A 13,004-nucleotide genomic window follows, 5' to 3' on the forward strand; every position below is an offset into this window, starting at 1 on the left:
TGCGGGTATGGAATCGAACCAGCGCCTGCTCGTCATCTCACCGCATCTCGACGATGCGGTCCTCAGTTGCGGACTTCTGCTCGCCGCGCATCCCGGCACGGTCGTTTGCACGGTTTTCACCGCGCCGCCCGCCGAGAAGCTCACGACCGATTGGGACCGCGCGGCCGGTTTCGCCGACGCATTCGAAGCGATGCGCACGCGTCAGGCGGAAGACCGGGAGGCGCTTGGGCTGCTGTCGGCGATCCCCGTGCATTTGCTGTTCCGCGACGCGCAATACCATGCGTCGCCCGCTGCGGACGAGCTGATGACGGCGTTGAGCCAGACAGTTGCTCACGCGAAGCCCACGCGTGTCTTGATGCCGTTGGGTCTGTTCCATTCGGATCACGTTATGGTGGCCAATGCCTGTCTCGCACTGATGCGGCGTCAGCCAGCCACGCACTTCATCGCCTATGAGGACGTGCCCTACCGGCGCATGTCCGGCGTCGTGCAAGCGCGCCTATGCGACCTCGCGACACGCGGCTATGCCGCTGATGCGCCGCACACGTTGGACGTGCCCGGCACGACGCAACACGAGCGCATGAAGGGCGCGGCACTCGACGCCTACCGCAGCCAATTGCGCGCGTTCGGTCCCGACGGACAGGCAAGCCTCTTTTCGGCCGAACGCTATTGGCAGCTCAGCTGCGATGAATCGAGTCGGCATCCGCAAAACGCGTGACGCACGGCACGGGGTTTGCTTCGCCATCGCTGTCCAACCTCGAAGCGATCGCTTAGCATGCGAACAATAGCCGCCCACCCGCGCATTTCGGTCGTCGTTCTGACGCATAACCGTGCGGGCGAATTGCTCACCACCCTGGAACGTCTGCTCGCGTTACCCGAAAACCCGCCGATCATCGTGGCCGACAACGGCTCCACCGACAACACGGTCGCACTCGTCAAAGCGCGCTATCCGAGCGTTCGCGTCGTCGAATGCAACGGCAATCTCGGCGCGGCGGGCCGCAACCACGCGGTCGCGTGCGTCGAGACCGACTATGTAGCGTTCTGCGATGACGACACGTGGTGGGAGCCCGGCTCGCTCGAACGCGCGGTGCAATTGCTCGACGCATGGCCACGCGTCGGCGTGCTGAATGCGCGCGTGGCCGTCGGCGCGGACCATGCGACGGACCCAACCTGTGCGTTGATGAGCGCAAGCCCGCTGGGACGTGTTGGCCTGCCCGGGCCCGCTTTGATCGGCTATATGGCGGGCGCGTGCGTGTTTCGTACCGCGCTGTTTCGCGAGGTCGGCGGCTATGAGCCGCGCCTTTTCATCGGCGGCGAGGAAACACTCGTTTCCCTCGACGTGCTCGCCTCGGGACAGGCGATCGCCTACTGCGAGCAGTTGACGCTCCAGCATCGTCCGTCGCCGGTGCGTGACAGCGCGTTGCGGCGACGCATGCTCGCGCGCAATGCCGCGTGGGTGGCATGGCTGCGCCTGCCGTTGGGCGAAGCGATGAGCGCGACGCTGCGCGCCCTCGACGTGTTCGCGCGGGAAGGCACGCTGCTGCGCGACGGCATCGAATTGCTGGCTGGGCTTGGGTGGACCGTGCGAGAACGCCGGGTGGTCCCGCAGTCGATCCTCGCAATGCGCGACCGCGTGCGCGCGGCCGAACGCAATCTCGACGCGTCCGCAACGACGTCCGTCGGTGGCAAGTTCGACGCGCCGACCTGAAACCTGAATTACGCGCTTTCCTTATCCTGGCAACGTCGAGTCCGCGCTCGACGGCACAGGCGCGAGCCGACGGATCGCGGCGATCAGTTCTTCAGGCGGCACGGGCTTGTTCAAATGCGCGTCGAAGTCCGCGCCGCGCGCGTGCTGTTCGTCGAGTGCGTCCGTGTAACCGGTCAACGCAATCGCGGGCATTGGCCTGCCCGGAAAGGACGGCCGCTCGCGTTCCAGTTCGCGCAAGCGGCGCAGCACGTCGTAGCCATCTTCGCCCGCCAGCATCAGATCGCAGAGCAGCACCTGCGGCCATTGCGCCGGGTCCGTCGCGCGCAGCCAATCCAGCGCTTCGTGGCCGGATGCGAACAGCCGCACGCGTGCGCCGCTCGTGCCCAGCACCGCTTCGAGCGCGTCACGTGCTTCTTCCTGATCGTCGATCGCGAGCACGAAGAGGCCGTCGAGCGAAGCGGGCTCGGCCGAATCCGGTGCGGTGGACTCTGGCGGCTGCGCATCCGCGACCGGCAGCAAGGGCAGCATCGCGACATAGGCGAGCCGCCCGTTGAGCGGGGTCAACGTGAAGCTGCCGCCCGCCGCCGCCAGCGCGCTTTCCATCTGCCGCGCCATTGCCTGCGATAGCTCGGCCGGCTTGTCGCCCATGCCGAGCACGCTGAACCATACGTGATTGCCGTGGCGCTCAGCGCGCAGTGCGATGCGCTGACCCGGTGTCGCCTGCGCGATCTCGTTGCGGCACAACTCGGCGATCAACGGCTGCAGCACGCTCGGATCGCCGGTCACACGCAGTTCGTTGTCGGACGGCTCCGCGTAGACGACCACGCGCTGCCCGGCGATCTCGTCGTGCAACGCATCGATCACACCCGCCGTCAATGCGCTGACGCTGACCGACCGAGCAGTCAGCCGGCGCTGCGCGTGTTCGAGTTCGCCCTGCTGCCATTGCAGCGACCACATCTTCGCGTACACAGCGTCGCGCGCGAGCAGCTCACGATGCGTGCCCTGCTCGACCACCTGACCGTGTTCCATCACCAGAATCCAGTCCGCGTCGACGACAGTCGAAAGCCGATGTGCAATCACGATCGACGTGCGGCCTTGCGCGAGACGCGTCAGCTCGGTCTGGATCGCGCGCTCGGAGCGCGTGTCGAGCGCCGAGGTTGCTTCGTCGAACACGATGATGCGCGGGTCCTTCAGGATCGCGCGCGCGATTGCGATGCGCTGGCGCTCGCCGCCCGACAGCCGCACGCCGCGCTCGCCAACGCGCGTGTCGTAGTGATCGGGCAAGCGCTCGATGAATTCGTCGAGCTGCGCGGCGCGTGCGGCGCGCACCACGTCCGCGCGTGTCGCCGACGGACGTCCATACGCAATGTTGTAGGCGATCGTTTCATTGAACAGCACGGTGTCCTGCGGCACGATGCCGATCGCCTCGCGCAGACTGCGCTGCGTGACCTGGCTGATGTCTTGCCCGTCGATGCGGATCATGCCGCGCTCGGGCCGGTACAGCCGGAACAGCAGCTTGACGAGCGTCGATTTGCCCGAGCCGCTGCCGCCGACCACCGCGAGCGTCTTGCCCGGATACGCATGGAAGTCGACATCGCGCAGCACCTGACGCGCGGTGTCGTAGCCAAAATCGACGTGCTCGAACTCGATCAGCCCCGCGCCGACCTTCAGCGGCTGCGCGTCGCGTGCATCGATATCCTCGCCGACGCGGCCGCGCGCCGCCAGAATCACGAACATGCGCTCGACGTTGACGAGTGCGTCGTTGGTCTCGCGAAACACGAAGCCGAGCGTGTTCAACGGCATGCAGACCTGGATCAGGTAGGCGTTGACCAGAATCAGATCGCCGACGCTCATGCTGCCGGCCACCACGTGCTGCGCGGCGAGCAGCATGACTCCCGCCACCCCCAGCGCGATCACCGCGCTCTGTCCCACGTGCAACGCGGTCAACGCGTTCTGATTCGCGATGCGCGCGTGGACCCACTTTTCCAGCACGTCGCCGAGCCGTTGCGTTTCGCTGTCTTCGGTCGCGAAGTACTTGACCGTGTCGTAGTTCAGCAGGCTATCGACGAGCCGTCCGTCCGATTGCGCTTCCAGCAGATTGACCGCGCGCTGGAACGCGACGCGCCGCCGCGTGAACACGAACGTATAACCCGCATACAGCACGAAGGTCGCGACGATCACGAACATGAACTCGCGCGCGTAGGCGTGCACCATGATCGCGACGATCACCGCGATCTCGAAGAAGGTCGGCACGATCGTAAACAGCGCGGTGCCGAGCAAAAAACCGATACCGTCGGCGCCTTTCTGCACGTCGCGCACGATCGCGCCAGTCTCGCGCCGCGCATGAAAACGCGCGCTCAACCGATGCAGATGCGCGAAGGTCCGCTCGGTCAGCGCCGCGACCGTGCGCTGCACGACGATGCTGAACACGACGTCGCGCGCCTCGTTCAGCGCGTCGCCGAGAAAGCGCAGCAGCGCATAGGCGAGCACGAGAAACACCGGAAACGCCACATGCGCGAGCGGATGGCCGAGCTCATCGACGATGTGCTTCAGCGTGAGCGGCATCAGCACGGTCGCGAGCCGGGCCGTGATCATCAGCGCGAGCGCCCCGCTGGTCTGCCAGCGATAACGCCATACCGCATGCGCGAGATCGCCGACGATTCGGCGCGTCAGTTCGGAGCGAGGCGGCGGGGCGGAATTCGGCATGGGATCCTGGTCGGGGGCGCGCCCGGATAAAACGTCGCACAAATGGGACGGGAAGCAAGTCGCGCGCCCGGCAGCGAGCGAAAAATGACCGGCGTACAGCGCTCTAGCCGCGCACCTCTTACCTGTTCAATGCGCGCGATGCTGCGCCCATCCTAGTACCGCCGCGCCATCAGCGGTGCGAAGTTACATGATCGTATGTAGAAAAAGGGAACGCCACAGCGTTTCTCCCTTGGCACGAAAAAGGGCACGCCACAGCGCTTCGTCCGCGCGGGCCAACGTCCGCCGTCGTTTCTCGGCACCGCAAGAACCGAATGGCACAGCGAATGCTCGGGGCGGGGAAACGATTCCTCAATATCGAAGAACGCGCAACTCGGGAAGGAGTGCAAATGAAGATCGCCCTGATCAGTGAACATGCGTCGCCACTTGCTGTCGCCGGTGGCGTCGATAGCGGCGGCCAGAACATCTACGTCGCGAACGTCGCGCGTCAACTAGTGGAAATGGGCCATCAGGTCGATGTGTTCACGCGCCGCGATCGCGCACTGCTGCCCGAGCGCGTCGACATGGACGGCGTGCGCGTGATTCATGTGCCTGCCGGACCGCCGCGACAATTGCCGAAGGAACAATTACTGCCGTTCATGGACGAGTTCGCCGCGTTTCTAATCGGGTTCTTTCGGCGTGAAGCTCAGCCGTACGACGTGATGCACGCGAACTTCTTCATGTCCGGCCTCGCCGCGTTGAAGGTAAAGGCTGCGCTCGGCGTGCCGCTGGTCACGACCTTTCATGCGCTCGGCCGCGTGCGGCGCATCCATCAAGGCGCGGACGACGGCTTCCCCGACGAGCGCTTCGCGATCGAAGACGAACTGGTCGCACGCTCGGACGTCGTCGTCGCCGAATGTCCGCAGGACCAGGCCGATCTGCTCGAACACTATCGCGCCGATCCCGCGCGCATCCGTATCGTGCCGTGCGGTTTCGATGACGAGGAGTTCCGGCCCGTCGAGCGCGAAGCCGCCCGCAATGCGCTCGGCTGGAGCCCGCACGACTTCATCGTGCTGCAGCTAGGCCGGCTCGTGCAGCGCAAAGGCATCGACAACGTGGTACGCGGCGTCGGCGTGCTGAAGCACACCTTCAACGCGGCAGCGCGGTTGTACGTGGTCGGTGGCAATTCGGACGCGCCCAACGAAATCGCGACACCGGAGATCGCGCGCCTGCGCCGGATCGCACGCGAATCTGGCGTCGAGGAGCAGACGAGCTTCGTCGGCCGGCGTGGTCGCGCGCGGCTGCGCTACTTCTACAGTGCCGCCGACGTGTTCGTGACGACGCCCTGGTACGAGCCGTTCGGCATCACGCCGGTGGAGGCGATGGCCTGCGCAACGCCGGTTATCGGCGCCGATGTCGGCGGCATTCGCTATTCGGTCCTCGATGGCGTGACCGGCTTTCTGGTGCCGCCGCGCGATCCGCACGCGCTCGCCGCGCGTCTCGACCGCTTGCGGCGCGACCCCGCGCTCGCGCGCCGGATGGGCGAAGCGGGCCTCGACCGGGCGCGGACCAGCTTTACCTGGCTTGGCGTCAGCGAAGCGCTCGCGCAAATCTATGCACGCGCGGCAAAGCTCGCGCCGAGCAAAACATCGCTCGACACCGGCTCCGAGCCGGCGCAGCTACCGCTGCGAGCAGCGGCCGGAGCGTCGTTCGGTTGACGACGGCGCACGCCGCGCGAACGCGCACGGCGTGCGCATTTGGAACGCGCCGCGGCCGGTCCAGCGGCTACGGCGCGCCTTTTTCCGACTTTCGGCCCACGCTCGCAAATACCACCAACCATCATGACGGTACCCGCTGTGTTCATCGACAAGGACGGCACCCTGCTCGAAGACGTGCCCTACAACGCCGATCCCGCGCTGATGCGCTTCGCGCCTGGCGCGCGCGAGGCGCTCGCGCTGCTCGCCGCCTACCCTTATGCGCTGTTCTAGATCAGCAATCAGTCCGGCATCGCGCTTGGCAAGTTCGAAGACAAAGCGCTGTTCGCGGTCGAACGCCGGCTGCGGCAGATGTTCGCCGAGTGCGGCGCCACGCTCGCCGGCGCGTACTGGTGTCCGCATCATCCGGAGGGCAGCGTCGAGCGTTACGCGATCGTCTGCGACTGCCGCAAGCCCGCGCCCGGCATGCTGCTGCGCGCCGCCAAAGAACATGAACTCGATCTCGCGCATAGCTGGTTCGTCGGCGACATTCTCGACGACGTCGAAGCAGGCAATCGCGCCGGCTGTCGCACGATCCTGCTCGACAACGGCCACGAGACCGAATGGCGGACCGGCCCGCAGCGCACGCCGAATGCGCGCGCGGCCGATCTGCACGAGGCCGCGCAACGCGTCGTGTTGAACGGCGTGCCGCCGGGCAGCGCGGCACGCCGCAAGGAGGCGCCGCGGTGAACGCACCTCTGCCACTGGCGCCGCCCACGCTCGCTCATGCGCGCGTGCCCGATACGTCGCAGCCGGTGTGCTGGGGCGACGACGTCAAACGGATTCTGTGCGTGCGCCTCGACAATCTCGGTGACGTGCTGATGACGACGCCCGCGCTGCACGCGCTGCGCGAGTCCGCCGGAGATCGCCATCTCACGCTGCTCGCGTCGCGCAGCGGCGTCGCGCTCGCGCCGTTTCTCGACGACGTCGACGACGTGATCGAATACGACGCGCCGTGGGTCGCGCCCGCGTCGAACGTGACGCGCGATCTGCTCGACGATCATCGGATGCAGCAGCGGCTGAAGCGCGGCTGCTTCGACGCGGCGGTGATTTTCACCGTGTACAGCCAGAGCCCGTTGCCGGCCGCGATGCTGTGCTATCTCGCGGGGATTCCGCGCCGCCTCGCGCATTGCCGCGAGAATCCGTACGCGCTGTTGACCGACTGGCTGCGCGAACCGGAGCCGCAGCAGCGCACGCGGCACGAGGTGCAACGCCAGCTCGATCTGGTGCGTCACGTCGGCGCCCAGTCGAACGACACCGCCATGCGTTTTCGCGTGCCGCCCGCCGCGCGCCGGTCGCTCGACTCGAAACTGAGGACCCTCGGCATCTCCCGCCACGACGAGTGCATCGTGCTGCATCCAGGCGCGACGGCCGCGTCGCGCCGCTATCCGCCCGAGCGCTTCGGCGAAGTCGCGACACGGCTCGCGCGCGAAACCGGCGCGCCCGTGCTGTTGACCGGCGGCGCGAGCGAGCGAGCGCTCGTCGAGGCCGTGATGCGCGCCGCTGCTCCAGACGTGTGCGCGCAGCTATATGACCTGAGCGGTGCACTGACGCTCGCCGAGCTCGCCGCGCTGCTCGAACGCGCAAGCGTGCTCGTCTCCAACAACAGCGGCCCCGTGCATGTCGCGTCCGCGCTCGGCACGCCGGTCGTCGATCTTTACGCGCTGACCAACCCGCAGCACACGCCGTGGCAAACGCCGCAACGCGTGCTGTACCGCGACGTCGAATGCCGCTGGTGCTACCGCAGCGTGTGTCCGCACGGGCATCACGCTTGCCTGCTCGGTGTTCCGATCGAAGAAGTCGTGCACGCGGCACTCGAATTGCGGCACGCGCATGCGCATGCGCCGCGTCGTGGCGCAGTCGAGCGCGCGGGCCGCAGCGATGACACGAGCACGCCGTCGCTGACGGATCAGCCAACCATCCCCTGAACCCACTGCCACTGCTAACGCCATGTACACACTCGGAATCAATGCGGTCTATCACGACAGCGCGGCCGCGCTGCTGCGTGACGGCGTAGTGCTCGCCGCCGCCGAAGACGAACGCTTCACGCACGTCAAGCACGCGAAACGTCCGGTGCCGTTCTCGACCTGGCAGCTGCCGTTCGACGCGATCGACTACTGCCTGAAAGCCGCCGGCATCACGCTCGCCGACATCGATCACGTCGCTTACTCGTACGACCCCGCGCTGTTCGGCGGCATGCCGAAGAAGCCGGGCGCGACGATCGAGTTGCCGTTCGATCCGGCCGGCACGCGTCCGGACAACCCGTCCGCGTCGCCGTGGGACCCGCTGTTTCTCAGCTATATCGCGAACGCGAAGGGCCAGTTGCTCGACGGCGCGCCGCATCATCTGCGCAAGCGGTTCCAGGGCGTGGATCGCGAGCACGGCTTCGCCTGGCACTTCGTCGAGCACCATCTCGCGCACGAGGCGAGCGCGTTTCTCGCCGCGCCGTTCGACGACACCGCCGTGCTGACGATGGACGGCCGCGGCGAAGGCGTGACGACCAGCATGGGGCAATTCGTCGGCGGCGAGTACACGCGCCTGAAACAGGTCGAGCTGCCGCACTCGCTCGGCTTGCTGTACGAAGCGGTGACCGACTGGCTCGGCTTCCTGCACTCGTCGGACGAGTACAAGGTGATGGCGCTCGCGTCGTACGGCAAGCCGGCCTACGTCGACGTGTTTCGCGAGATCGTCAAGTACCGCCAGGACGGCAGCTATACCGTCGATGCGCCGCGTCTGACCGAGCGCTTCGGTCCCGCGCGCGAACGCGGCGGTCCACTCGGGCAACGCCACTTCGATATCGCCAATTCGTTGCAGCGCGTGCTCGAGGAGACCGTGCTGGAACTCGCGCACTGGCTGCATCGGCAGACCGGTTTGAGCCGGCTGTGCATGGCGGGCGGCGTCGCGCTGAACTGCGTGATGAACTCGAAGGTGCGCGACGCGGGGCCGTTCAGCGAAGTGTGGGTGCAGCCGGCGGCCGGCGACGCCGGCACCGCGCTCGGCGCGGCGCTGTGGACCGACTATCGCGAGCGCGCGGCGCGCGGCGACCGCAAGCGTCGCTGGAAAATGGACCACGCGTACCTCGGGCCGGAATTCAGCGAAGCGGAAATCGAGCAGTTCCTGCGCTGGTCGAAAGTGCCGTACCGGCGCCTCGACGATATCGCCGGTGAGAGCGCCGATCTGCTCGCGCAAGGCAAGGTGATCGGCTGGTATCAGGGCCGCACCGAATTCGGGCCGCGCGCGCTCGGAGCGCGCTCGATCCTCGCGTCGCCGATCGATCCGCACATGCAGGCGAAGCTCAACGAGATCAAGGATCGCGAAGACTTCCGCCCGGTCGCGCCGGTCGTGATCGAAGAGGAAGCAAACGAATGGTTCGTGAACGGCCAAACTGCGCCGTTCATGCTGTTCATCTTCGACGTGCGCGCCGACAAGGCCGCGCGGATTCCGGCCGTGCGGCATGTGGACGGCACAGCGCGCGTGCAGACCATCAACCGCGCGCAGCACCCGCTGTACTACGACCTGCTGGCCGCGTTCAAGCAGCGCACTGGCGTGCCGATTCTCGTCAATACGTCGTTCAACACGCGCGGCGAGCCGATGGTGAATTCGCCGCGCGACGCGGTCGAGTCGTTCTGGACTTCGCCGCTCGACGCGCTCGTGATCGGCCCGTTCCTCGTCGATAAGGCGGGGAGCCGCGTATGAACGCGTCGGTCATGTGTCCGGCGCCACTGCATGGCGGCGTGGCCGCGCGCTACAGCAGTGAGGATGCCGAGGAAACCGGCCGCACGCTGCGCACGCCGTCGTGGCCCGACGTGTCGGTGGTCGTGCCCACCTATCGCCGTCCCCAGATGCTCGCGAACTGCCTCGACGCGCTGTGCGCGCAGCAGTTCGCGCCGCATCGCTACGAGATCGTGGTCTGCGACGACGGTCCAGACGACGCCACGCGCGCCTGCGTCGAACGGTTCGCGCGCGAGCAGGCGCCGCGCGGATTGGAGGTGCACTACCTGCCGGTCACGCGCACCCAGGGTCCGGCCGGCGCGCGCAACGCGGGCTGGCAGTATGCGCGCGCGTCGCTGATCGCCTTCACCGACGACGACACGCTGCCCGATCCGCACTGGCTGACGGCCGGCGTCGCGGCGCTCGCTTCCGGCGCCACGGCGGCCGCCGGCAGGATCGTCGTGCCGCTGCCCGAGCTACCCGAGCTGCCGACGGATTACGAAGCGGACGCGAGCGGCCTCGCGAGCGCCGAGTTCGCGACCGCGAACGTGTTCGTGACGCGCGCGGCGCTCGTCGCGACCGGCGGCTTCGACGAACGTTTCACGTCGGCGTGGCGCGAGGATTCGGACCTGCAGTTCACGCTGCTTACCGCCGGCGGCCAGATCGTGCACGCCCGCGACGCGGTGGTCGTGCATCCGGTGCGGCCCGCGCGTTGGGGCGTCAGCATCGCGCAGCAGAAAAAGAGCCAATTCGATGCGCTGCTTTACCGCAAGCATCCCGAACTGTTTCGAACGCGCATCGGCTCGCGGCCGCCGCTGCTGTATTACGCGATTCTCGCTGCGGCGTTGCTCGCGATCGGCGGTGGGTTCGCGGATCTGCCGATTCTCGCGGGCGCGGGTGTGATCGCGTGGTGCTGGTTGACCGGCTATTTCTGCGCGCGCCGGCTGCGCGGGCGCAATCACGGCTGGCGCCACGTCGCCGAAATGATCTGGACGTCCATTCTGATTCCGTTCCTGTCGATCTACTGGCGGCTCTATGGCGCCATCCGTTTCAAGGTGTTCTTTCCATGACCGTACCCTCGCTGCTGGCGGCGCTCGCGCCGCGCCGTATCGTCGTGTTTCGCGCGCTGCAGCTCGGCGACATGCTGTGCGCGGTGCCCGCGCTGCGCGCGCTGCGCGCCGCCGCCCCCGCTGCGCATATCGCGCTGATCGGACTGCCGTGGGCGCGCGCGTTCGTCGAGCGCTATGCGGCGCTCGTCGACGAGCTGATCGTGTTTCCGGGCGCCGTCGGTTTTCCGGAGCAGCCCGAAACGGACGATGGCTTGCCCGCGTTCTTCGCGCGCATGCGCGACCGGCATTTCGATCTGGCGATCCAGCTGCACGGCAGCGGCGGCGTCGCGAACGATCTGCTGCATCGACTCGGCGCGCGTGCCGATGCCGGCTTCGTGCAGCCCGATGAGACCACGCGCGAAGGCTGCTTCATCGATTGGCCGGATGCGCTGCCCGAGCCAGAGCGCTATCTCGCGTTGATGAGCGCACTCGGTGCGCCGGTACACGACCGGCGCCTGACATTTCCGCTCACCGGGCCCGACCTCGATGAGTTTGCCGCGCTGCGCGCGTATCACGGCATCGAAGACGAGCGGCTCGTGCTGATTCACCCCGGCTCGCAATTGCCGTCGCGCCGCTGGCCCGCCGAGCGCTTCGCCGCCGTCGCCGACCACCTCGCAGCCGACGGCTGGCAGATCGCGATCACCGGCACGGCCGCCGAGGCGCCGCTGACCTGCGCGGTGCTCGGCGCGATGAGCGCGCCCGCGCTGCATCTGGCCGGTGCAACGTCGCTCGGCGGGCTCGCGGCGCTGACGGCGCATGCGCGGCTCGTGGTTTGCAACGACACCGGCATCTCGCACATCGCCGCGGCGATGGCGACTGCGTCGGTCGTGATCGCGTGCGGCAGCGACACGCGGCGCTGGGCGCCGCTCGATCATGCGCGGCATCGCGTGCTGGCCGACTATCCGGCGTGCCGGCCGTGCATGTTCCGCGACTGCCCGTATGGCCATCCATGCGCGCTGAACATCGGCGTCGATGAGGTGGTCGAGACCGCCCGCGAGCAGCTTGCGCGCGCACCGGGCGCGCAAGCTGGCGCGCCCGGTAGCCTGCATGAGGGAACCGTTTCACTGTTTTTCGAGGATCTGCACCATGCTGCGTAATTGCCGCCGACTGCGTGTGTTGACCTGGCACGTGCACGGCAACTACATGTACTACTTGAGCCAGACGCCGCACGATTTCTATCTGGTGACGAAACCGGGTCATCCGCCCGGTTACGCCGGCAAGGTCGGCGTCTTGCCGTGGGGCGATAACGTGCACGAGATCGCGATCGACGACGTCGCCAATCACGAGTTCGACGTGGTGCTGTACCAGCATCGCACGCACTGGGAATACGACCGCGAGCACGTGCTGAGCGCCGCGCAGCGACTTCTGCCGCGCGTCTACGTCGAGCACGATCCACCGCAGGAAAACGCGTTCGAGCAATGGCATTGGGTCGACGATCCCGGCACGCTGCTGGTGCACGTCACGCACTTCAACCGGCTGATGTGGGACTGCGGCGTCACGCCTACACGGGTGATCGAACACGGCGTCGTGGTACCCGACGGCGTGCGTTACAGCGGCGAACTGCAGCGCGGCATCGTGGTAGTCAATCATCTCGCGCAGCGCGGCCGGCGGCTCGGCGCGGACATCTTCAGCGAAACGCGCACGCGCGTGCCGCTCGATCTCGTGGGCATGGACGCGCAGCGGCTCGACGGTATCGGCGAAATCGGCAATCTCGATCTGGCCACGTTCAGCGCGCGCTACCGCTTCTTTTTCAATCCGATCCGCTGGACCAGCCTCGGCCTCGCGATCGTCGAGGCGATGACGATCGGCATGCCGATCGTCGGTCTCGCGACCACCGAGCTCGCGACAGTGATCCGTAACGGCGAAAACGGCTTCGTGCATACCGACGTCGATGCGCTCGTCGACGCGATGCTCGGGCTGCTGCGCGATCCGGACGAAGCGCGGCGGCTCGGCGAAGGCGCGCGGCGCACGGCGCTGGAGCGCTTTCATATCGACCGTTTCGCGCAGGACTGGCACGACGCGCTGCTGCACGTCACCGCGTGA

9 protein-coding genes and 1 pseudogene are annotated in these 13,004 nt (G+C 67.2%); 9 read left to right on the forward strand and 1 reads right to left on the reverse strand.

The window, feature by feature from the left end; translation table 11 throughout:
* The first annotated feature begins 7 nt into the window (after window positions 1–7).
* Both AB4Y34_RS20055 and AB4Y34_RS20060 read left to right on the forward strand, forming a co-directional pair.
* Window positions 8–715, forward strand: a complete 708-nt coding sequence (locus AB4Y34_RS20055; RefSeq protein ID WP_176380540.1) for a PIG-L deacetylase family protein — start codon at window positions 8–10, stop codon at window positions 713–715.
* 57 nt (window positions 716–772) lie between these two features.
* Window positions 773–1,705, forward strand: a complete 933-nt coding sequence (locus AB4Y34_RS20060) for a glycosyltransferase family 2 protein (RefSeq protein WP_368716977.1) — start codon at window positions 773–775, stop codon at window positions 1,703–1,705.
* 21 nt (window positions 1,706–1,726) lie between these two features.
* Here AB4Y34_RS20060 and AB4Y34_RS20065 read toward each other — a convergent pair whose 3' ends face one another.
* Window positions 1,727–4,411: an ATP-binding cassette domain-containing protein gene (locus AB4Y34_RS20065; RefSeq protein ID WP_368716978.1), complete on the reverse strand. Its 2,685-nt coding sequence runs from the start codon at window positions 4,409–4,411 to the stop codon at window positions 1,727–1,729.
* A gap of 386 nt (window positions 4,412–4,797) precedes the next feature.
* On the opposite strand from AB4Y34_RS20065, the gene AB4Y34_RS20070 reads away from it, so the two are divergent.
* From AB4Y34_RS20070 to AB4Y34_RS20100, 7 genes and pseudogenes are all read left to right on the forward strand, one after another.
* Entirely contained in the window at window positions 4,798–6,105 is a 1,308-nt protein-coding gene (locus AB4Y34_RS20070; RefSeq protein WP_368716979.1) for a glycosyltransferase family 4 protein, read from the forward strand.
* Window positions 6,106–6,228: 123 nt separating this feature from the next.
* Window positions 6,229–6,831 (forward strand): annotated as a pseudogene (locus AB4Y34_RS20075) (D-glycero-alpha-D-manno-heptose-1,7-bisphosphate 7-phosphatase).
* Window positions 6,828–8,069, forward strand: coding sequence for a lipopolysaccharide heptosyltransferase II (waaF, locus tag AB4Y34_RS20080; RefSeq protein ID WP_368716980.1), 1,242 nt, complete (start codon window positions 6,828–6,830; stop codon window positions 8,067–8,069). The pseudogene AB4Y34_RS20075 and the gene waaF overlap by 4 nt, the downstream one beginning before the upstream one ends.
* A gap of 22 nt (window positions 8,070–8,091) precedes the next feature.
* The gene (locus AB4Y34_RS20085) at window positions 8,092–9,837 is read left to right on the forward strand and encodes a carbamoyltransferase (RefSeq protein ID WP_368716981.1); all 1,746 of its coding nucleotides are present in this window, start codon (window positions 8,092–8,094) and stop codon (window positions 9,835–9,837) included.
* Window positions 9,834–10,922 carry a glycosyltransferase family 2 protein gene (locus tag AB4Y34_RS20090; protein WP_368716982.1) on the forward strand — a complete coding sequence of 363 codons (1,089 nt, stop codon included), beginning with the start codon at window positions 9,834–9,836 and terminating at the stop codon, window positions 10,920–10,922. Before AB4Y34_RS20085 ends, AB4Y34_RS20090 begins: the two co-directional genes overlap by 4 nt.
* Window positions 10,919–12,058, forward strand: a complete 1,140-nt coding sequence (locus tag AB4Y34_RS20095) for a glycosyltransferase family 9 protein (protein ID WP_368716983.1) — start codon at window positions 10,919–10,921, stop codon at window positions 12,056–12,058. Before AB4Y34_RS20090 ends, AB4Y34_RS20095 begins: the two co-directional genes overlap by 4 nt.
* On the forward strand, window positions 12,048–13,004 hold the full coding sequence (locus tag AB4Y34_RS20100; protein ID WP_368716984.1) for a glycosyltransferase family 4 protein: 957 nt from the start codon (window positions 12,048–12,050) through the stop codon (window positions 13,002–13,004). Before AB4Y34_RS20095 ends, AB4Y34_RS20100 begins: the two co-directional genes overlap by 11 nt.

This window comes from Paraburkholderia sp. BR10954 (genome assembly GCF_040965775.1).
Taxonomy (GTDB): domain Bacteria; phylum Pseudomonadota; class Gammaproteobacteria; order Burkholderiales; family Burkholderiaceae; genus Paraburkholderia; species Paraburkholderia youngii.

Excerpts from the sequence above, each read along its gene's own strand:
- AB4Y34_RS20060 (WP_368716977.1), top strand. The coding sequence starts at position 773 with ATGCGAACAATAGCCGCCCACCCGCGCATTTCGGTCGTCGTTCTGACG.
- AB4Y34_RS20065 (WP_368716978.1), bottom strand. The coding sequence starts at position 4,411 with ATGCCGAATTCCGCCCCGCCGCCTCGCTCCGAACTGACGCGCCGAATC.
- AB4Y34_RS20095 (WP_368716983.1), top strand. The coding sequence starts at position 10,919 with ATGACCGTACCCTCGCTGCTGGCGGCGCTCGCGCCGCGCCGTATCGTC.
- AB4Y34_RS20070 (WP_368716979.1), top strand. The coding sequence starts at position 4,798 with ATGAAGATCGCCCTGATCAGTGAACATGCGTCGCCACTTGCTGTCGCC.
- AB4Y34_RS20100 (WP_368716984.1), top strand. The coding sequence starts at position 12,048 with ATGCTGCGTAATTGCCGCCGACTGCGTGTGTTGACCTGGCACGTGCAC.
- AB4Y34_RS20090 (WP_368716982.1), top strand. The coding sequence starts at position 9,834 with ATGAACGCGTCGGTCATGTGTCCGGCGCCACTGCATGGCGGCGTGGCC.
- AB4Y34_RS20085 (WP_368716981.1), top strand. The coding sequence starts at position 8,092 with ATGTACACACTCGGAATCAATGCGGTCTATCACGACAGCGCGGCCGCG.
- AB4Y34_RS20055 (WP_176380540.1), top strand. The coding sequence starts at position 8 with ATGGAATCGAACCAGCGCCTGCTCGTCATCTCACCGCATCTCGACGAT.